This window comes from Pedobacter sp. B4419 (assembly GCF_059693725.1).
In genome coordinates, this window is record NZ_JCASSL010000001.1 from 2,628,879 (window position 1) to 2,647,403 (window position 18,525).

Annotated in this window: 23 protein-coding genes; 14 read left to right on the forward strand and 9 right to left on the reverse strand. The window is 41.9% G+C overall.

Annotation, left to right across the window (positions count from 1 at the left end; genetic code table 11):
• Positions 1-150 precede the first annotated feature (150 nt).
• The 9 genes from AC570H_RS10890 (at position 151) to AC570H_RS10930 (ending at position 4,620) form a co-directional block, all read left to right on the forward strand.
• Entirely contained in the window at positions 151-453 is a 303-nt protein-coding gene (locus tag AC570H_RS10890; RefSeq protein WP_497354603.1) for an ArsR/SmtB family transcription factor, read from the forward strand.
• 25 nt (positions 454-478) lie between these two features.
• Positions 479-916 (forward strand): SRPBCC family protein, encoded by a 438-nt coding sequence (locus AC570H_RS10895; RefSeq protein ID WP_497354605.1) that lies wholly within the window; start codon positions 479-481, stop codon positions 914-916.
• A 14-nt stretch (positions 917-930) separates the two neighbouring features.
• On the forward strand, positions 931-1,380 hold the full coding sequence (locus tag AC570H_RS10900) for an SRPBCC family protein (protein ID WP_497354607.1): 450 nt from the start codon (positions 931-933) through the stop codon (positions 1,378-1,380).
• 142 nt (positions 1,381-1,522) lie between these two features.
• On the forward strand, positions 1,523-1,903 hold the full coding sequence (locus AC570H_RS10905; RefSeq protein WP_497354609.1) for a VOC family protein: 381 nt from the start codon (positions 1,523-1,525) through the stop codon (positions 1,901-1,903).
• 35 nt (positions 1,904-1,938) lie between these two features.
• Positions 1,939-2,379 (forward strand): VOC family protein, encoded by a 441-nt coding sequence (locus tag AC570H_RS10910; RefSeq protein WP_497354611.1) that lies wholly within the window; start codon positions 1,939-1,941, stop codon positions 2,377-2,379.
• A gap of 94 nt (positions 2,380-2,473) precedes the next feature.
• Positions 2,474-2,893 carry a VOC family protein gene (locus AC570H_RS10915; protein WP_497354613.1) on the forward strand — a complete coding sequence of 140 codons (420 nt, stop codon included), beginning with the start codon at positions 2,474-2,476 and terminating at the stop codon, positions 2,891-2,893.
• Between the two features lies 1 nt (position 2,894).
• The gene (locus AC570H_RS10920) at positions 2,895-3,284 is read left to right on the forward strand and encodes a YdeI/OmpD-associated family protein (RefSeq protein ID WP_497354615.1); all 390 of its coding nucleotides are present in this window, start codon (positions 2,895-2,897) and stop codon (positions 3,282-3,284) included.
• 6 nt (positions 3,285-3,290) lie between these two features.
• Positions 3,291-3,992 carry a formylglycine-generating enzyme family protein gene (locus tag AC570H_RS10925; RefSeq protein WP_497354617.1) on the forward strand — a complete coding sequence of 234 codons (702 nt, stop codon included), beginning with the start codon at positions 3,291-3,293 and terminating at the stop codon, positions 3,990-3,992.
• 1 nt (position 3,993) lies between these two features.
• Positions 3,994-4,620: a HEAT repeat domain-containing protein gene (locus AC570H_RS10930; RefSeq protein ID WP_497354619.1), complete on the forward strand. Its 627-nt coding sequence runs from the start codon at positions 3,994-3,996 to the stop codon at positions 4,618-4,620.
• Positions 4,621-4,755: 135 nt separating this feature from the next.
• On the opposite strand, the gene AC570H_RS10935 is transcribed toward AC570H_RS10930, so the two are convergent.
• Both AC570H_RS10935 and AC570H_RS10940 read right to left on the reverse strand, forming a co-directional pair.
• Positions 4,756-5,328, reverse strand: a complete 573-nt coding sequence (locus AC570H_RS10935; RefSeq protein WP_497354621.1) for a DUF6252 domain-containing protein — start codon at positions 5,326-5,328, stop codon at positions 4,756-4,758.
• Between the two features lie 107 nt (positions 5,329-5,435).
• A complete protein-coding gene (locus AC570H_RS10940; RefSeq protein WP_497354623.1) occupies positions 5,436-6,464 on the reverse strand; it encodes a quinone-dependent dihydroorotate dehydrogenase in 1,029 nt (342 codons plus the stop codon).
• Between the two features lie 200 nt (positions 6,465-6,664).
• On the opposite strand from AC570H_RS10940, the gene AC570H_RS10945 reads away from it, so the two are divergent.
• Complete coding sequence (locus AC570H_RS10945) at positions 6,665-6,898, forward strand: hypothetical protein (protein WP_497354625.1); 234 nt, start codon at positions 6,665-6,667, stop codon at positions 6,896-6,898.
• A gap of 53 nt (positions 6,899-6,951) precedes the next feature.
• Here AC570H_RS10945 and AC570H_RS10950 read toward each other — a convergent pair whose 3' ends face one another.
• Complete coding sequence (locus tag AC570H_RS10950) at positions 6,952-7,599, reverse strand: NAD(P)-dependent oxidoreductase (RefSeq protein ID WP_497354627.1); 648 nt, start codon at positions 7,597-7,599, stop codon at positions 6,952-6,954.
• Between the two features lie 53 nt (positions 7,600-7,652).
• The gene (locus AC570H_RS10955) at positions 7,653-8,063 is read right to left on the reverse strand and encodes an Rrf2 family transcriptional regulator (protein WP_497354629.1); all 411 of its coding nucleotides are present in this window, start codon (positions 8,061-8,063) and stop codon (positions 7,653-7,655) included.
• A gap of 541 nt (positions 8,064-8,604) precedes the next feature.
• On the opposite strand from AC570H_RS10955, the gene AC570H_RS10960 reads away from it, so the two are divergent.
• The gene (locus tag AC570H_RS10960; RefSeq protein WP_497354631.1) at positions 8,605-10,518 is read left to right on the forward strand and encodes an ABC-F family ATP-binding cassette domain-containing protein; all 1,914 of its coding nucleotides are present in this window, start codon (positions 8,605-8,607) and stop codon (positions 10,516-10,518) included.
• Positions 10,519-10,527: 9 nt separating this feature from the next.
• Positions 10,528-11,790, forward strand: a complete 1,263-nt coding sequence (locus AC570H_RS10965) for a type IX secretion system plug protein (RefSeq protein ID WP_497354633.1) — start codon at positions 10,528-10,530, stop codon at positions 11,788-11,790.
• A 74-nt stretch (positions 11,791-11,864) separates the two neighbouring features.
• On the opposite strand, the gene AC570H_RS10970 is transcribed toward AC570H_RS10965, so the two are convergent.
• Complete coding sequence (locus tag AC570H_RS10970) at positions 11,865-13,334, reverse strand: alpha-amylase (protein ID WP_497354635.1); 1,470 nt, start codon at positions 13,332-13,334, stop codon at positions 11,865-11,867.
• Positions 13,335-13,514: 180 nt separating this feature from the next.
• Here AC570H_RS10970 and AC570H_RS10975 point away from each other — a divergent pair, with 180 nt between their 5' ends.
• Positions 13,515-14,036: an acyl-CoA thioesterase gene (locus AC570H_RS10975; RefSeq protein ID WP_497354912.1), complete on the forward strand. Its 522-nt coding sequence runs from the start codon at positions 13,515-13,517 to the stop codon at positions 14,034-14,036.
• Positions 14,037-14,074: 38 nt separating this feature from the next.
• Entirely contained in the window at positions 14,075-15,259 is a 1,185-nt protein-coding gene (locus tag AC570H_RS10980) for a cation:proton antiporter domain-containing protein (protein ID WP_497354637.1), read from the forward strand.
• Between the two features lie 103 nt (positions 15,260-15,362).
• Here AC570H_RS10980 and AC570H_RS10985 read toward each other — a convergent pair whose 3' ends face one another.
• The 4 genes from AC570H_RS10985 to AC570H_RS11000 form a co-directional block, all read right to left on the reverse strand.
• On the reverse strand, positions 15,363-15,926 hold the full coding sequence (locus tag AC570H_RS10985; RefSeq protein WP_497354639.1) for a hypothetical protein: 564 nt from the start codon (positions 15,924-15,926) through the stop codon (positions 15,363-15,365).
• Positions 15,927-16,208: 282 nt separating this feature from the next.
• Positions 16,209-16,613, reverse strand: coding sequence for an EVE domain-containing protein (locus AC570H_RS10990; protein ID WP_497354641.1), 405 nt, complete (start codon positions 16,611-16,613; stop codon positions 16,209-16,211).
• Between the two features lie 76 nt (positions 16,614-16,689).
• Positions 16,690-17,400 carry a LytR/AlgR family response regulator transcription factor gene (locus AC570H_RS10995; RefSeq protein WP_497354643.1) on the reverse strand — a complete coding sequence of 237 codons (711 nt, stop codon included), beginning with the start codon at positions 17,398-17,400 and terminating at the stop codon, positions 16,690-16,692.
• A complete protein-coding gene (locus tag AC570H_RS11000; protein ID WP_497354645.1) occupies positions 17,401-18,447 on the reverse strand; it encodes a sensor histidine kinase in 1,047 nt (348 codons plus the stop codon).
• Between the last annotated feature and the right edge of the window lie 78 nt (positions 18,448-18,525).

Consider the following 18,525-nt stretch of genomic DNA (forward strand, 5'->3'; position numbering starts at 1 on the left):
TTAGTTTTTATAACAGAACCACGTGGTCAACCCTAACTGGTAGGTACTTCAAGTTTTCTTCGTGTCAAAAGAACAATCCATTGGTTTTTCAAAATAAATTTGTGTAAGTAAATACTTACATATATATTTGTAAGCAATCACTTACACAATATGAGAAGAGACGTTTTTCAGGCCATTGCCGATCCGACCCGAAGAGAAATTATAAACCTAATTGCGTTTCAATCGTTAAACTTAAACGCCATCGCCGATCATTTTGAAGTGAGCAGGCCTGCGATTTCGCAACACATCAAAGTGTTAAACGAATGTGGGCTACTCAATATCAGGCAAGATGGCAGGGAAAGGTTTTGCGAAATCAAATTCGAGAAACTGCAAGAAGTATCCAATTGGATAGCCCAATACCAAACATTTTGGAACAATAAGCTAGATGACCTGGAAAGGCATCTTTTAAAATAACAGATCAACTTAAACAAAACCAACCATGAGCAACAAACCCGTAATTGTAGAAAGAACCTTTAACGCACCCATAGCAAAAGTTTGGAACGCCATTACAAATCTTGACGAAATGAAACAATGGTATTTCCAGCTGAAAGACTTTAAACTTAAAGTTGGCTTCAAGTTCGACTTTTTAGCTGGCGAATCTGGCGGGCCGCAATACCTGCACCTTTGTGAAATAACCGAAGTGGAAGAAGGCAAAAAGCTGGCCTATACTTGGCGCTACGATAATTATCCGGGCAATTCTGTTGTGAGCTGGGAGCTTTTTGACAAAGGAGAGCAGACCTTGGTAAGAATTACACATACGGGATTGGAAACCATGGCCGAAAACGGACCGGATTTTGCCAAAACAAGTTTCACCAAAGGCTGGACCTATTTCTTGTATACTGCTTTAAAAGGCTATCTGGAACCAGAGGAAAACTAATGATATAGATCGATATGGAAAAAATAGTTATTGTTGCACAAATGCTGATCAGAAAACCTGCCAAAGAAGTTTTTGAGGCATTTATAGATCCTGCCATCACCACCAAATTTTGGTTTACCAAATCATCCGGCAAACTGGAAGAAGGCAAAACCATTACCTGGGAATGGGAAATGTATAAAGTATCAAGCGAAGTTACCGTAAAGGAAATCATACCTGATCAGAAAATATCGATGCAATGGGGCAAACCTGCCACAACCGTAGATTATGAATTCACGGCTGTTGATCACCATTCAACTTATGTGGAAATCAAGAACTATGGCTTTGATCTGGATGCGGAAGAAATGATCCAGGCAGTAATGGACAATACCGGCGGCTTTACTACGGTATTAGATGGCGCCAAAGCGTATTTGGAGCATGGGATCCAGCTTAACTTGGTGGCTGATAAATTTCCGCATAAAGATTAAGTTTTTATCAAATGGGCGGTGTCTCCACCGCCCAAAATACTCGCTAGGAGTGCTAATTTTTATGTTATTTCTAAACAGTTGCTAAATTTTGCCTAGTTTCAAGCAAGCGAAAGCGATTATCATTACAGCAAAAAATCTGGGCATGAAACTAAATTTAGAGACGATTATCATTTTTGTTCAGGACGTAAACAAGCTCAAATCATTTTATGTAGCTATTTTAGGGCTAGAGCCAATTGAAGAATTGCCGTCGGAGTGGTTATTGCTAAGAGCTGGAGTTTGCCAAATTGGGCTACATCGCATTGGCGAGACCTATCTGGACAATAGCAAACCACCTTTCAAATTTGACAACAATACCAAAATTGTCTTTGAAATTGAGGAAGACATCTACCAAATAAGAACTCAATTACTGGACAAAGGCGTAACCATGCGCGAAGTAAAACGCTTTGACCAATCTGATTTTCTTTTTTGCGACGGAGAAGATCCCGAAGGCAATGTTTTTCAGCTCAAGCAGAAAAAAGAATAATTTTTCGTTAACTTGAACCTATAAACCAAATCAAAATGACTACAGTAAACGTATACCTCACCTTTAAAGGCAATTGCAAAACCGCCTTCGAGTTTTACAAATCGGTTTTTGGCGGAGAATTCCAATTCATTGGCTTTTTTAAAGATATGCCGCCACAAGAAGGCATGCCGCCAATGTCGGCCGAAGCCGGCGAAAAAGTAATGCACGTTTCTTTGCCGATCAGTAGCGAAACCTTTCTTTTTGGAAGCGACACCGACGATGTTTGGTCGCCAAACTTTACACAGGGAAATAATTTTTCCGTTTCGATTACCACTGATAGCCAGGCAGAAGCAGATCGCTTATACAATGGCCTTTCGGCCGGCGGACAAGCTACAATGCCCATGAGCCAAACATTTTGGAGCGCTTATTTCGGCATGCTTACCGATCAATTTGGCATCAATTGGATGATTGGCCTCGAAGAAGAGCCAACTAACTAAGTGATATTCGCCTAGATTTTTTTTTACACTGCCATAGGGTTGTCAGTGAGGTCTCTTATTTTTATTTAATTATCAACCATTTAACTAAAAAGAGATGACAAATTCAGCAGTATTACGAGGATTAGCAACAGTAAATTTTTACGCAACCGATCATGAAGCCGCAAAGAAATGGTACAGTCAATTTTTAGGCATCGAGCCTTATTTCAACGTTCCAGGCTATTCGGAATTTCGTATTGGCGATTATCAGCAAGAATTAGGCATTATTGATGGAAGTTATGCACCTGAAGGCTATGTTGCAAAATCGGGTGCCATTGCACATTGGCATGTAGACGATTTACAGGCCACGCTAGATAGGCTCCTGGGTATGGGCGCAAGCCTTTATCAGCCTATCACCGACCACAGTGGTGGCAGCGGCCGTTTTGTTACCGCATCGGTAGTTGATCCATTTGGAAATATCCTTGGCATTATGCACAATGCACATTACTTGGATATTTTAACCCAAAAACAGGCATAAAATGGAAACAAACAGAGGTGTTGAGGCCTTTTATGCCAAAACAAGACAGGAATGGAGGGATTGGCTGAAGAAAAACAGTCAATCGAAAGAAGAGGTTTGCTTGATTGTTTACCACAAGAAAAGCAAAACACCATGCGTAAGCTATGTGGAGGGTGTTGAAGAAGCTTTATGTTTCGGCTGGATCGATTCGCTGACTAATAAAAGAGACGAAGAAAGCTTTTACCAAAGGTTTTCGCCCCGTAAGCCCCGCAGCAACTGGAGCCAATCTAACAGAGACCGGGTAGCAAGGCTCACCAGCGAAGGCTTGATGACCGAACAGGGCCAAAAAACAATCGACATTGCCAAAGAGAATGGCAGGTGGATGCCTGAACCCAAAGCAGGCAAAGTATAAAAACAAATGAATAAACAGATCGATTTAGATTTCATTACAACGATAAACGAACAACTGGCAGCTATCCCTGCCGGACAGATCCAATTAAGAGACGACCGTACCAAACAGCAATGGCTGGTTGAAATCGAACCTTTCTTCTTGTCGAAGTTTCAGGTTACACAGGCGCAGTATTTCGAAGTTTTAGGCGCGGCGCCAAGCACTTTTAAAGGCGATTTGCTTCCGGTTGAAACGGTTAGCTGGAAAGAAGCTGTGATTTTTTGTAATGTCATTTCGGCTATCGCGGAGCTAGAAGCCTGCTATACTTTCGACTCAGCTACTGAAGAAATCAGGTTCAATGCTACAGCTAACGGATTTCGGTTGCCAACAGAGGCAGAATGGGAATATGCCTGCAAAGCCGGAACAACTGGCATCAGGTATGGAGAGTTGGATTCGATTGCCTGGCACAAAGCGAATTCGGAAAAAACAAGTCATCCTGTAGGCATGAAAACACCCAATGCATGGGGCCTTTATGACATGCTGGGAAATGTTTGGGAATGGTGTTCGGATATTTACGATGAAACCGTTTATGGGTCTTACCGTGTTTTAAGAGGCGGAGGCTGGTCTGATACAGAAAGGGGCTGTATGGCTACCAATCGTAGGCGAAGTCATCCCCTATCTTTTAAAATCGATGACCTGGGCTTTCGTATAGCAAGAAATATGAATAAATAGCATGACAATAATCGAGCAACTAGCCTCTTCCCTTGGCAGAAGAGATGAAGTTCCCAATCAGGAATTGGCCAAACAAATTGTAGCCAAAGGTGATAAAGATGCCATTGCAACATTGGTAGAAAACCTGCAACACAAAAACAAGGATATCCAAAGCGACTGCATCAAAACGTTGGATGAGCTCTCCAAGCTCGATCCAAAGTTGGTCGCGCCACATATAGACGCCTTGCTGGACTTGCTAAACCATAAAAACAATCGCCTGCAATGGGGCGCTATGTCGGCATTAAACGCAATTGCCAATGAAGATCTAAAAGCAGTTTATGGAGCATTGCCAAAAATTATTGCCAGTGCAGACCAAGGTTCCGTCATTACGAATGATAATTGCGTAGGCATTTTAATCAAACTGTGTGCTACGGCAGCCTATGCCGATGATGCTTTCGCATTGCTTAACGAAAGGTTAATGAAATGTCCAATCAATCAACTGCCTATGTATGCAGAAAATGCCATGCCCATTATCAATAGCCAAAACAAAAGCACTTTCGTCAACACGTTAACAATCCGATTGCCCGAAATCGAAAAAGACAGCAAGCGCCTGCGGGTTGAAAAGGTGATCAAAAAGCTTAACAAGTAGGTTTGAGAAAATGTATCAAGTAGCAAGTACTGAGTATCAAGACAAGAGATACAACATATGCAAGGTTTTCAAAAAAATTGGTCACTTCGAAAAACCGAATTACCAATTTCTTTAAATTGAACAGTTTAGGCCTGTCTACATTTTTACTTCTTCAATAATGCAGCCACCTACTTCATTTTTGGCAATAATTACACCTTCTGTAACGTCCATATCAGTTTTCTTGCTGGTATTGGTTACATTGAACTTAAAGCTTGCCTTAAAAGAAGAAGCTGAAAATTCTTCGATGACAATGCTGCCACTATTAGTCCTAAAGTTATCCACCCCTTCCATAAAAAGAAAAAACATTACTTTATCGCTTCCGTCAAACGTATAGGTTCCAGGGCCTTTAAAATTATTGATATCGATTAAAATCTTCTCTTTTAGCGCTGGGTCGCTATCATAGTTAATGGTTAAATGCGCAGCCACCCTCGTCGCCTTTACGCCTGGCGCCGACCACTCTAGGTTTCCTATTTTAGCCTTAAACACACAATCGTTGGTACTTGTAACAGGCGATGCTGTTGTTGCAGCAGCCTGTTCTATATTGCCTGTAGCCGTTGAATCTTGTTTTGCCGCATCCTTCGTATCACTTGCTCCGCAAGACGCAAAAAACAAAAGGCCAGTAACCATCAGGGAGCCAGCCAATTTCTTGAGTATATTTTCTTTTTGCATAGTTCTGATTTTTAGTTAAATATATAAAACCAAAACAAGGGCAACAAGGACAGACCGTTCTTTTTGACATAAGTCAAATCCATCGAAAAACTATTTTGAAGCTACCTTTAGGCCAAAGCCTTGCAGATTTTTTTGATCAAGCCTGGGCCTTCGTAAATAAAACCCGTATAAAGCTGTACCAATGAAGCTCCTGCTTCTATTTTCTCTTGGGCGTCTTCTGGAGAGTGGATGCCTCCTACCCCAATAATAGGGAATGCCTTGTTCGATTTTTCAGAAAGGTAGCGGATCACTTCGGTAGATCTTTTGGTTAAGGGCTTGCCGCTTAGGCCACCTGTCTCGCTTTTCAGTTTTTCTTCGGTATACAAGCCATCGCGATCAATGGTGGTATTGGTTGCAATTACACCGGCAATTCCGGTTTCCTTTACAATCTCTACAATATCGTCTAACTGTTCATCAGTTAAATCAGGCGCTATTTTAAGCAATATTGGCCTTGAGATGTCATTTTTGCGATTGCGTTGCTGCAAGGTATTGAGCAGTTCTTTTAAGGGTTCTTTTTCTTGCAAGGCCCTTAACCCTGGGGTATTGGGTGAGCTTACATTGACTACAAAATAATCTACCACATCGAACAAACGGTCAAAACATTTGATGTAATCGCTTGCTGCGTCTTCGTTTGGCGTGCTTTTGTTTTTACCGATATTGCCTCCTACCACAATTTGAGGCTCTTTTTGTTTCAGCAGGCGCAGGCGCTCGGCCATTACATCTACCCCTTTGTTGTTAAAGCCCATGCGGTTAATGAGCGCTTCATCGTCTTGTAGCCTAAACATGCGGGGCTTATCATTGCCCGGCTGTGGCAAAGGCGTAACCGTTCCTACTTCGATAAAACCGAAGCCCAAATTGCTCAGTGCTTCTACGTACTCGCCATTTTTGTCGAAACCTGCAGCCAAGCCTACCGGATTTCTGAATTTAATGCCAAAAACCTCCCGTTCTAAACCCTTTAAATGGATATCATAGCTGCTGCGCAGGATCGTTTTGCCCAAAGGGAAATAATCATGAAACCATTTAAGGCGTTTAACCACAAAATAATGGACATTCTCTGGGTCAAACTGAAAGAAAACAGGTTTGATTAGGCGATACATGCAACGAAGATAAGAACGATTTTGTTATGTTTTATCCAAGAAAAAAAAATCTATCAAATAAACCCAAATGTTCTATTTTTTTACACCGCTTTTAATTCTTTTGAAATCACCGAACATTTGGATAAGTTAGGTAACCGATGGGTATTTAAACAGCGAGCTATGGCGCTTACCATGGCAACAACCTAACCAAAAAACTGATAATGAAAAAAATTAACTTGCTCAGCAAAGCTGAAATGAAAAATGTATTGGGTGGCGACAACGAGACCGTTGGCCATATTGGTGGCGATACAGCGATCATGTATTGCAGAACCAGGTATGTGGCTTTAATTGGCGAACCAGTTCAGGTACCTGATTGCACACCAAGCAATTGGGCCAGCTATTGCGCAGGCAAAGACGGCTATTCTGAGGAAGATTCGCAATGCGTTTATTTCTAAGAACCAGAAAGGTTTTAAAGCCAGCTTCCATAAGTACGAAGCTGGCTTTTGTTTTAGTAGGCCGCGGTAAATCGCTGCTGCTTGTGCTGATTGCTTTCTACCTCATCAGCAATAACCACTGCCAAATCCTGTACCGAAAGCACACTCCTACCTTCGGCGTTAAAAACCGGACTTTCTAACCCTAAACGATAGTTTCCGGTACGGCCGGTATCAATACCTGGGTGCATTTCTATGGCCGGACTAAAGAAAGTCCAGTTCAATTCCCTTTCGTTTTTGATCGTATTCAGGTAATCTCTGGCCGCTGTTGCTCCTGCTTTATATTCGGCTGGGAAATTTGGGGTGTCAACCAATTGCTGGCCATCAATAAATAAGCTTCCCGCACCACCAATTACAATTAAACGGGGCACGCCTGCCTCTTTTGTTGCTTGCTGTATGGCTTCGGCGCCTTTGATAAAATCGGCATACAAATTTGGGTTGGTCCAGCCTGCGTTAAAAGCACTTACTACCACGTCGGCGCCTTTTAAGGCATTAGCCAAAGCTGTAGGATCACCTACATCGGCAATTTTTGCTGTTACCTTATCATTTTGTTTTACAGAATCTGTGTTGCGGGCGATGGCAATCACCTCATGGCCACGGTTGGCCAATTCTGCCGTTAAGTTTTGGCCAACAAAACCTGTGGCTCCTATTACTGCTATTTTCATTGTATTTGTTTTTATATTGTAATTAACTTTGTTACAGTTTTAATTAAAAAAAATCAGACGAACTTCGCGCTAAAATCTGCCAAACTTTGTTTGTTCAATTGTTCGATCAGTACACGTTCAGTATCATTATACAAGTTATCCAAATGGGTATTGATGTTTTTGCCAACAGGGCATTGCGGATTGGGCGTATTTTTTTGATGGCCCAAAAGAGAAATTTGCCTCACGCTTTCGTAAATGGCTCCCAAGCTAATATCCGAAGCCCTTTTTGCCAAAGTTGTCCCCCCATTTTTTCCTTCCTTGCTTTGCACAAAGCCGTGTCCACGCAAGTTGACCAGCTCTTTACGCACCATTGCCGGATTGATGTTAATGCTTCCAGCCAGCCATTCTGAAGAAACCAGCTCGCCCTTGGCCTGATCTAGCAAGACCAAAATATGCAAAGCGATGGCAAATCTTCCGTTGTTCATTCTGTAAATATTTTTATTACAGTACAAAGATAGGGATTAGTTTTAAAGTTCCAAATTTTTTGTTGTTAGTTGCTAGTTGTTTAGTTGTTAGTTGTTTAGTTGTTAGGCTAAAAGTAAGGCTGATCAAATGGCTTTTCGGATGGTTCTTTGAAAAATAGGCCGAAGGAAAATAGCCCGGATTGAAGCGGCATCCTTTTTTGACCCTTCGAGGCAAAAAAGATACAGCGGAAAGCCGGACTTCCCTTAACCAAGCTACAGGCATTGCGCTGCTAAAAAGCAGGCGTTATGCGGAAAAAAACATAAGATTTGTCATCCAGAACGAAGTGAAGGATCTATAAAAATAAATTACTTCATATAGATTTCTCCTCCGTCACACTATCAAAAAAAGAGCTCATGCCGACGCGATATTTTTTGGTGTCGGATTGCAAATCCAAAGCTACTGGGGCCGAAATGGCACATCCCAACCAGCCCGGACGGCCAATGAACTAATGACCAATGAACCACTGAACTAATGCAATTTAATTTGTATTTTTGCGCTGAAATGATTTCTATAAACGATTTAACCTTTTTAATTGGCTCTAGGGCCTTATATGATGAAGCTGACTGGCATATTAAGCCAGGCGACAAAGTAGGATTGATCGGTGCCAATGGCACTGGAAAATCTACCTTGCTCAAGCTGATTGTGGGCGAATATGCGCCTTCATCGGGTAGCATCTCGATGGCGAAAGACCTCAAGATCGGCTATTTGAACCAAGACCTTTTGTCGTACGATTCGCACCACAGTATTTTGCATGTGGCAATGGAGGCTTTTGAGCGCCAAAACCAATTGCACGATGAAATTGAAGAACTCTTAAAAAAAATTGAGACGGATTACAGCGAGGAGGTTTTAAATAGACTAAGCGACAAGCAGCAAGAATTTGAAGCGCTTGACGGCTATAACATCGAATACCGCGCCAACGAGATTTTGGCAGGTCTTGGTTTCAGCACCAACGATCAGCAACGCCCTTTGAATACCTTTTCTGGAGGTTGGCGCATGCGTGTAATGCTGGCTAAAATCCTGTTGCAAACACCAGATATTCTTTTGCTCGATGAGCCGACCAACCACATGGACTTACCCTCTATCAAATGGTTGGAAAACTATTTGGGTGGTTTTGAAGGCGCTATTGTGATCGTATCACACGACAGGTATTTCTTAGACAAGATTGTTAACAAAACCGTGGAATCGCGCAAGGGCAAACTCACCTCTTATGCGGGCAACTACTCTTTTTATTTAGAAGAAAAAGCTTTGCGTGGCGAGATACAGAGAGGCGAGTTTAAAAACCAGCAAGCCAAAATCAAGCAGGAAGAGCGTTTAATCGAACGTTTTAAAGCCAAAGCGAGCAAGGCCAAAATGGCGCAATCGCGTATGAAGGCCTTAGATAAATTGGAGCGTGTTGAGGATGTGGATGATGATAATCCAACGGTAAACTTCAGCTTCAAATTCACCAAGCCTTCTGGTCGCCATGTGGTGAGGATTGAAAAGGCATCTAAAAGCTATCCAAATGTTGATATTTTAGACAATGCCGAGGCTGTAATCGAAAAAGGCGATAAAATTGCCCTAATTGGTGCCAACGGTAAAGGCAAATCGACCTTGTTACGGATGATTGCAGGTACCGAAAAGTTTGAGGGCTCTTGCGAAACCGGGCATAACGTAACCACTACCTTCTTTGCGCAGCACCAATTGGAGTCGCTGCATTTGGAGAATACGATATTAGAAGAACTGCAGGCTTTTGCGCCTAAACATACCGATACCGAGCTTCGCTCCATTTTAGGCTGTTTCTTGTTTACCGGCGATGATGTATTCAAAAAGATCAGGGTACTTTCTGGAGGAGAAAAATCGAGGGTGGCTTTGGCCAAATCGTTGACTACAGATTCGAATTTCCTTATTCTGGATGAGCCGACCAACCACTTGGATATCCAATCGGTTAACATTCTGATCCAGGCCCTGCAACAGTATGAAGGCACTTTTATTGCCGTATCACACGATAGGTACTTCTTAGACAATGTAGCCAATAAGATCTGGTTTATTGAAGAAGAGAAAATCAAGGAATATCCAGGCACCTATGCCGAATACGAAGAATGGAACAGCAAACGTGTTATTCCTGCTCCAAAACCTATTCCGGTTAAGCCAGCTGGCGAAGAAAAGAAAACCAAAGCGCCAGAACCCGCTCCTGCCAATGCACAGCAGCAACTGAAAAAGCTGAACGAAAAACTGCGCAGGATTGAGGAAGAAATCGCCGCTTTCGAAAGCAGCGTAAAAGCCGCGGAAGCCGAACTGGCTAAAGAAGAAGTATTTTCTAACCAGCATAAGCTAGATGAGGCCAACAAGCATTATTTGGCGGAGAAGGCATTGCTAGACCATGCCCAAAAAAACTGGGAGGAATTGGCTTCTGAAATCATGGAACTTGAATCTTAATGTAAATTGATGAAAAAATTAGGACTGATCGCTTTTATTGTAGTTTTATGCACTGGCGCTTTTGCACAAAATACAAGCATAGTTTACGACAATAAAATCTATCAGCCCTTTATCAAGACCGTAGAATGCTACAACAGCAAAAAAGAGCAGTCTTTTCCGGTGATTACTTTACGAACAGGCGAAACACTGACTTTTGCCTTCGATGATTTACGTGCAGGCAACAAAAACTACAGCTACAGCATCGAACATTGTACCTACGATTGGAAGCCCTCTAACATCAGTCAGCTTGATTATGTAGAGTCGTTTAAGGAAGACATTATTTTTGGCTACCGCTACTCTTTTAATACCCTACAAAAATTTACCCATTACCAGGTTACGTTGCCTAACGACCAGATCAAGCCTAAATTAAGCGGCAACTATTTGTTAAAAGTTTACGAAAGCAACAAACCCGAAAACGTCATTGTTACCCAACGTTTTTACATTGTAGATAATGTGGCGAATATTGGTGCAGAGCTGTTGCCTAGCAACGAAGTAGAATTTCGAAACAGCAAGCAAAGGGTAAGCTTCAGTATTTTCCATCAGATTGCTATCCAAAACCCTTACATGCAGGTAAAGGCTGTGGTAATGCAAAATGGCATTCCGCAAACGGCCATTGTCAATACCAAGCCTGCATTTGTTAAACCGGGTGCTTTGGTGTACAATGAGATAGGAACCAATGAGTTTTGGGCAGGCAACGAATTTAGAAAGTTCGATCTCAGGAGTTTCCGCTACAAAGCAGAACATGTGCAGGACATTTACCGAGATACGGCTATTAATGTCATTCTCTTTTCTGATCAGGCCATTGGAACGGCAAGGTACAGCAACCAGTTTGACGAAAACGGGAGTTTCTTTGTGCGCAACCAAGACGGGCGCGATAACATTACCGACAGCGACTACGCCAATGTTTTGTTTACGCTAATTGCAAGCCCCCCCACACCAAAAGGCAATGCCTACGTGCTTGGACGCTTTAACAACTACGCGATCAACGAAGACAGCAAGCTGAACTATGATGCGGGCCGCAAGCGTTTTTATGGCAACATCAAGGTAAAACAAGGTGTTTACGATTTCAAATATGTTTGGGTTGATGAGAATGGCAAGTTTGACGGTACCGTTTTTGAAGGCTCTTTTTTCGAAGCCAGCAATGATTACCAAATACTGGCTTACTACCGCAAGCCTGGTGGCCGTTGGGACGAATTGATCGGGTTCACCAATATTTCCAATGTAAAAAAATAGCCTGCGTTAGGCATTGGCCTATTGATGCATCTATATCACCAAACCATGGACCTTAGACTATTAACCATGGACATTTATTTTAACACCCATACACTCACGCTTCCGGCATTGCAAAGAAAAACGGCCTTGCCATTTTCGCCTATGGTAATTTCTTCTTTCCTGTGCCCCAATGCGTCTACAAAGGTGCGTCCAGCAAAGGCCTCTCCCATTTCCATTTCCTTAAAGCCTTCATCGCCATTGCACATCAATACGGCCAAGCCTGAGTTTTTATGTTCTTCATCGCCAACGCGAGTCCAGCCAATACAATTGGGATGATCGAGGTAATCCCGTTGTTCGCCATAGGCAAAGTCTCTCCTCGCTTTTAATAAAGTTGGGAGCTCGGGCAAGCCAATCAGTTCCACGTGTTCATCCTTATCATCGTAGGTTGCGCCATATACATCAGTAAAAAACACACATGGCGTGCCCTGTAAGCGCAATAAGATCAAAGCATAAGCCAATGGGCGAAACCAGTAGTCAACAAATGATTCGAGCGCCTGTAAAGGTTGCGAATCATGGTTATCTACAAAAGTAACCGCCAACTCGGGCCGCGTGCCTACCAATGTATTTTCGAAAATATTGCTCAGGTCGTAATTCTTCCCTTCGGTAGATGCCAAATAAAGGTTGTGGTGCAATAGCGAATCGAACAACTGGGTTCTGCCTCCCGTGATTTCTATGTATCTATCGAGTTCTTTTACATCTTCGATATCCCAATTTTCGGCTACAAAATAAAAATCGCGTTTGCATTCCGCTTTCATTGCATCCATCCATTCGATTAGAAAATCTGATGATATATGCTTCACTGCATCCAAGCGAAAGCCATCTATTTTCGCCGTTTCGAAATACCATTTGCCCCATTGCTTCAGTTCCTCACGTACTGCGGGGTTCCGAAAATCGATATCATCGAACATGAGGTAATCATAATTGCCTAACTCGTTTGAAGGCACTTTTTCCCAGCCTTCTCCATGTTCGTTCTCAATCAAAAAGATATCGGATTCCTTTAGGTCTTCTGCCCAATCTACGCCGCTAAAACATTGGTGAGTCCATATAAATTCAGAATATTTACCCTTGCGTCCTGGAAAAACAAACTTTGTCCAAGCTTCGATTTCGAATACATCAGAGGTAAATTCATTCCTGTTTTCTTTATTTACCCTCCTTACGTTCACTTTTTCGAGTTCATCGCCACCCGCCTTATGGTTAAAAATGGTATCGGCTAGTGCCAGTAGGTTATTTTGATGCAAGGCTTCGATGGCCTGCAGGTATTCATCTTTGGTGCCATACTTGGTTGGAACACTATTCTTTTGGTCAAATTCTCCTAAATCAAACAAATCATAGGTGTCATATCCAATGGAAAAAGTTCCATTTGTGCCTTTGTAAGCTGGCGGCAACCATACGCTGGTAATCCCCATTTCGGCTAAATTTGAAGCCTCCTTTTTTACTTTGGTCCACAAGTTATCGGCTTCGTTATAATACCAGTGAAAATACTGGATGAGCGTTGGGTTCTGCATATTTTTTTGGGATAAAGTAGAATAACAGGAAAGCTCGGCTTATGTTTTAAGCTCTATACGATTTTAGTGATTTGACAAGCTACAAACAAGCATTTTGCTTTTCTTTACCATAGGCAAACAAAGTCCATTTTACTAAAAATGCAAGAAAAGCCAGCTTTTTTGCCTACTTTTGCAGCCATTATGAGTATAAAAGCTAAAAGCCCAAAAGATTCCTTCACGATCATGAACGAATTGGTATTGCCAAACGACACCAACACCCTGAACAATTTAATGGGTGGACGGTTGTTGCATTGGATGGATATCGCAGCGGCTATTTCGGCACAAAAACACTGCAACAGAATTGTGGTTACAGCCTCGGTTGACAACGTTTCCTTTAAGCAGGCGATTAAACTGGGTGATGTAATTACCATTGAAGCCAAGGTAACCCGTTCGTTTAATACCTCGGTTGAGGTACGTTTAGACGTTTGGGCAGAAAACATCCCTTCTGGCAGCAGAGCAAAGTCGAATGAAGCATATTATACTTTCGTAGCGGTTGATCAAAGTGGCAGAACCATCCCTGTGCCCGAGTTGAAACCTGAAACCGATGATGAAATCGAATTGTTTAACGGCGCTTTGCGTCGCAGGCAGTTGCGATTGATTTTAGGCGGAAAAATGGAACCCAACGACGCTAGCGAGCTTAAAGCCCTGTTTTTTAAGGAATAACGCCAACCATTTGTGGTAGGCCTAAACATTGAAACTGCATGACGACCTACACTACTTTGATTATCCTAAGCGGACTGGTAATCTTTTCCTATCTGTTTGACCTTGTAGCCAGCAAAACCAAATTGCCATCGGTTTTATTGTTGCTGTTGCTGGGCATTGGCCTACGTTTGTTGGTGGATAACCTGAACCTGCATACCTTCGATTTTCTGCGCATCTTGCCTACTTTAGGTACCGTTGGTTTAATATTGATTGTTTTTGAAGGTTCGCTAGAACTCAAATACGATCGAGAGAAGAACAAGGTGATCAAGGGAGCGTTCTTTTCGGCTTTTTTCATCCTCTTGGTTACCATTGCAGCTATTACTTTTATCATTTACCAGATTACCGGAAAAGAACTTTACCTGTGCATTGTGAATGCGGTTCCTTTTAGTGTCATCAGTTCGGCCATTGCCATTCCATCAGTAGCTGGCTTAAGCAAGAAAAGTAGGGAATTTATTATTTATGAGAGTTCTTTCTCAGACATCCTAGGCATTATCATCTTTAATTTTGCCATTTCTAATCCACATGTATCTGCGGGGTCATTTGCAGGCTTAGGCTTGAGCATGGCCATTATTCTGATCCTTTCGGTAATTGCTTGTATATTTCTGCTGTACATCATGGGTCGGATTTCGCATCACATCAAATTTTTTCTGATCATTTCGATTTTGATCTTGGTATATGCCATTGGCCAGTCCTACCACCTTTCTTCGCTGGTACTGATTTTGGCTTTTGGTCTTTTCTTAAACAATGCCGATGCCATTAGACATGCCTGGTTCAGGACGGTATTCCTTTATGAAAACTTGGCCAAAGACTTGGCTCAGCTGCATCAATTGTCTGCCGAGAGTGCTTTTATTATCCGTACTTTCTTCTTCGTGATATTCGGATTTACCATTAACATTTATGAACTGAACGATCAATATGTGCTGGCCAATGGATTTTTGATCTTATTGAGCATTTATGTGATCCGCTTTGTGTATTTGCGGCTCTTTAAAAAGGAAAACGTCATGCCTGAAGGCTTTGTCACACCTCGCGGATTGATCAGTATCTTGTTGTATTATAACCTGCCGGCCAGCATGAAACTGCCTGAAATCGGCACTTCATTTTTATTTGTGGTGGTACTGGGCACGAGTTTAGTGATGAGTGTTGGCCTCTTGATGAGTAAGAGAAAAAATTTAGACGTTCATTAGCTCATTAGTCATTTGTTCACTAGTCATTAGTTAGTTGTTAAACCGTCAACTGGCAACTGAAAACTGACAACAGCGAACTGAAAACTGCAACTGACAACTATCCTCACTGTTTTGCTTTTTCAGAAATCTCCTTAATCTTTTTTAGATCGGCAACTCTGGTATTGGGATTACCTTGATAATGGATGGAGTAATAATCCAATTGGATTAATTGCTGAGGATCATTCTTTCCTTCTAGGTTAAACTTCGCAATGTAAGGATTAATCGCATAAATGGGATAGGCAATGGCATTTAACAGGCCATTGAAAAACACTCCTACTCCTGAAGCAACCACTTCCTGTTCTAAAGTAGGCGCCTCAATTCCATATTCGTCTACCAGTTTACCGTCGCCGTTAGTATGATATTCAGTTGGCGTTGAACCAGCCATATAATTTTTGCCGATATAACGTTTCTTTGTTTTCCTGATTTTTACAGATTGAATATCTGTGATTTTAACAGCTTGAAACCGGCCATCAACATTTAGAATTACATTGACAGAATCTACTTTTTGCAGTATGCCTTTGTGCTTACCTGTTTTTGTTTCTAAAATGGCTTTATAAGCTGTAATGGTTTGGGTATAGCCTACCGTTGTGGCAACACAAATAAGCAGGGTGAGGATGAATGTTTTCATAGATGGTAAATAAGTACCCAAAGCTAGCCTAATTTGGCTTTACCTACTGTTAAAAACTGTTAAATGTAAAGGGCGTGTTACAATAGGTTAGTTCATTGGCTTACTGGTTTATTCGTAGACAAGGTGGAAAGTACTTTTCCAAGGAGATTGCTTCCTCACTAACATTCCTCGCAATGACGATTGAAAGAAAAACTGATCACTGTAAACTGCTAACCGATAATTGTGAACTGGCAACTGTGAACTAATAACTGTCAACTGTCAACTGAAAACTGCCAACTGAATTTAGCTTCCCATCTCCAGGATTTTATCAAACTCAGTTGCTTTTAAAGGCATTACCGATAAACGTCCCTGGCGTACCAAGGAAATATCTTTTAGGCTTTCTTCTGCCTTGATCTGCTCTAAGGTAACCGGATTGGCCAGGCTTTGTACGGGTGCCAAATCTACCACTACCCAATTGGGATCACTGGTGGTTGGATCTTGATAGGCTTCTTTTACTACCTTGGCAATCCCTACTACGTTTTTGCCTTCGTTACTGTGGTAAAAAAGAACCAAATCGCCTTCTTTCATGTCCCTTAGGTTATTGCGGGCCTGAAAATTACGCACGCCATCCCAAAAAGTACGTCCGTCTTTATTAAATTTCTCCCAGCTGTATTTGAAAGGCTCTGATTTGACTAGCCAATGATTCATGTTCTCGATATTTAAGCTACAAAATTAATAAAATAGAACGGGATACTAAAAGACGAACTCTATTTATTACATACACTCACAACCCGCAAATCCTCAAAAACGCTTCTTTATAATTGCCACTAATCGGTACTTCCTGATCGCGGACAAAGACACGGTTGCCTTCGATATGACTGATGCGGTTTTTATTGATGATAAAAGAGCGATGCACCCGGATGAATTGGTTTTTGGGCAAGGCTTCTTCCAAACTGGTTAAGGTAGTGGTAGGCATCAATTGCTTATCGCTCAGGTACACTTTGGCATAATTGCCGAACGCTTCAAGCAAAAGGATATCATCAAAAGCTACCTTAAAGATTTTGTTATCGCTTTTAATGAACATAAAATCTTCGGCAGGAATTGTTTCGGCTACAGGCATAGTTGTTGCAGCGGACGCCAGTTTTTCGGCCACTTTATCTACCGCCATCAAAAAACGCTCGAAAGAAAAGGGTTTAAGCAAGTAATCGCTGGCCGAGAGTTCAAAGGCATCAACGGCATATTCTTTATAAGCTGTGGTAAAGATAACCTGCGGTGCTTTTTTCAAGGTCTTCAAAAAACCGATGCCATCGATTACCGGCATGTTGATGTCTAGAAAAATAAGATCAATAGGCTGTTTTTGCAATTGGATCCGTGCTTCCATGGCATCTTCACAGGAAGCCACTATCTCCAACAAGGGATATTGCTTGGCATAGCCTTCAATAATCTGCCTTGCAATAGGCTCATCGTCAACAATTAAACATTTGATGGTGTTCATCTATTTCATTTTTACTTGGAGGCTCACATTGTACATGCCTTCATCTTTACTGATTTTCAGTTCGTATTGGTTTGGATAAAGCACTTTTAGCCTTTGATAGGTATTACTCAATCCCAAGCCACTACTGAGGTTCTTCGTTTTTTCTTCATGCTCGTCAAAGCTGTTCCTGATCGAAAACAAAATCCAATCATCCCAGGTTTTGAGTGTGATGTCAATTACGATCGATTTCTGTGCTGTATTTTTCGAATGTTTAAATGCGTTCTCGATAAATACAATCAGCAACATGGGCGCAATCTTGATCTGCTCGGTAGGTATCTGCTCTAAATTGCAGGTAAGCGATAAACGATTGCCGATCCTAATCTTCTCAAAATCAATGTAATTATTGATATAGGCCAATTCGCTTTTAAGGGGAACCAACAATTCCTTGGCTTCATAAACCGAATAGCGCAAGAGCTCAGAAAGCTTCAGCAACAAACCTGGAATCTTTTCATGGTCGCTAATCGAAAGTCCATACATGTTATTGAGCGTATTGAACAAAAAATGAGGGCTCAACTGCGACTGCAACAACTGCAGTTCGCTTTTGCTTTGGTTAGCCAGTGCATCAGCCTGATCTATGCGTAGATTGAAACGTTTAACCAAGAACTTAAGCCAAGCGCCCAAGGCCGAACTCAGCACAATAAAAAGCACCCAAAACAACAGCAGGTTAACAGCTGGCATGCCATGCAACTGGATATCGGCATGGATAAAAAGCCCAATAAAACAAGCGACTACCACAACACCTAAACCCGCAATTGTTCTGCTCAGCAAGCGTTGGCTATTCAATTGCCAAGCATCGGCCAGGTACCAGCCCAAATATAAAAACAGGAAAAAAGCAACAGTTACCGCGAAGCCAATTTCTTCTGCGCCACTGCCCGATACCAATTTAATATAAAAGAGCGAGGCCCAATATACCGGCACCGCAGCCATAATGGTGAAATAGACCAACACCCGGTTGCCCCGTTTGCGTGGTGGCTTGCCTTTCTTTAATTGATCGTTGCTTGTGCTCATCTAATTTTCGATTAGGCTAAAGGTGGGCAAAAATTTTTATTCCCTCAATAATTGCTGTCCGAAAGTACCAAATGGCTG

Bases quoted from the DNA above. Each gene is read 5' to 3' on its own strand.
- AC570H_RS10895 (WP_497354605.1), top strand. From the start codon at position 479: ATGAGCAACAAACCCGTAATTGTAGAAAGAACCTTTAACGCACCCATA.
- AC570H_RS10980 (WP_497354637.1), top strand. From the start codon at position 14,075: ATGACGACCTACACTACTTTGATTATCCTAAGCGGACTGGTAATCTTT.
- AC570H_RS11000 (WP_497354645.1), bottom strand. From the start codon at position 18,447: ATGAGCACAAGCAACGATCAATTAAAGAAAGGCAAGCCACCACGCAAA.
- AC570H_RS10985 (WP_497354639.1), bottom strand. From the start codon at position 15,926: ATGAAAACATTCATCCTCACCCTGCTTATTTGTGTTGCCACAACGGTA.
- AC570H_RS10950 (WP_497354627.1), bottom strand. From the start codon at position 7,599: ATGAAAATAGCAGTAATAGGAGCCACAGGTTTTGTTGGCCAAAACTTA.
- AC570H_RS10965 (WP_497354633.1), top strand. From the start codon at position 10,528: ATGAAAAAATTAGGACTGATCGCTTTTATTGTAGTTTTATGCACTGGC.
- AC570H_RS10970 (WP_497354635.1), bottom strand. From the start codon at position 13,334: ATGCAGAACCCAACGCTCATCCAGTATTTTCACTGGTATTATAACGAA.
- AC570H_RS10915 (WP_497354613.1), top strand. From the start codon at position 2,474: ATGACAAATTCAGCAGTATTACGAGGATTAGCAACAGTAAATTTTTAC.
- AC570H_RS10995 (WP_497354643.1), bottom strand. From the start codon at position 17,400: ATGAACACCATCAAATGTTTAATTGTTGACGATGAGCCTATTGCAAGG.
- AC570H_RS10955 (WP_497354629.1), bottom strand. From the start codon at position 8,063: ATGAACAACGGAAGATTTGCCATCGCTTTGCATATTTTGGTCTTGCTA.
- AC570H_RS10960 (WP_497354631.1), top strand. From the start codon at position 8,605: ATGATTTCTATAAACGATTTAACCTTTTTAATTGGCTCTAGGGCCTTA.
- AC570H_RS10900 (WP_497354607.1), top strand. From the start codon at position 931: ATGGAAAAAATAGTTATTGTTGCACAAATGCTGATCAGAAAACCTGCC.
- AC570H_RS10890 (WP_497354603.1), top strand. From the start codon at position 151: ATGAGAAGAGACGTTTTTCAGGCCATTGCCGATCCGACCCGAAGAGAA.
- AC570H_RS10940 (WP_497354623.1), bottom strand. From the start codon at position 6,464: ATGTATCGCCTAATCAAACCTGTTTTCTTTCAGTTTGACCCAGAGAAT.
- AC570H_RS10925 (WP_497354617.1), top strand. From the start codon at position 3,291: ATGAATAAACAGATCGATTTAGATTTCATTACAACGATAAACGAACAA.
- AC570H_RS10975 (WP_497354912.1), top strand. From the start codon at position 13,515: ATGAGTATAAAAGCTAAAAGCCCAAAAGATTCCTTCACGATCATGAAC.
- AC570H_RS10905 (WP_497354609.1), top strand. From the start codon at position 1,523: ATGAAACTAAATTTAGAGACGATTATCATTTTTGTTCAGGACGTAAAC.
- AC570H_RS10930 (WP_497354619.1), top strand. From the start codon at position 3,994: ATGACAATAATCGAGCAACTAGCCTCTTCCCTTGGCAGAAGAGATGAA.
- AC570H_RS10920 (WP_497354615.1), top strand. From the start codon at position 2,895: ATGGAAACAAACAGAGGTGTTGAGGCCTTTTATGCCAAAACAAGACAG.
- AC570H_RS10935 (WP_497354621.1), bottom strand. From the start codon at position 5,328: ATGCAAAAAGAAAATATACTCAAGAAATTGGCTGGCTCCCTGATGGTT.
- AC570H_RS10990 (WP_497354641.1), bottom strand. From the start codon at position 16,613: ATGAATCATTGGCTAGTCAAATCAGAGCCTTTCAAATACAGCTGGGAG.
- AC570H_RS10945 (WP_497354625.1), top strand. From the start codon at position 6,665: ATGAAAAAAATTAACTTGCTCAGCAAAGCTGAAATGAAAAATGTATTG.
- AC570H_RS10910 (WP_497354611.1), top strand. From the start codon at position 1,939: ATGACTACAGTAAACGTATACCTCACCTTTAAAGGCAATTGCAAAACC.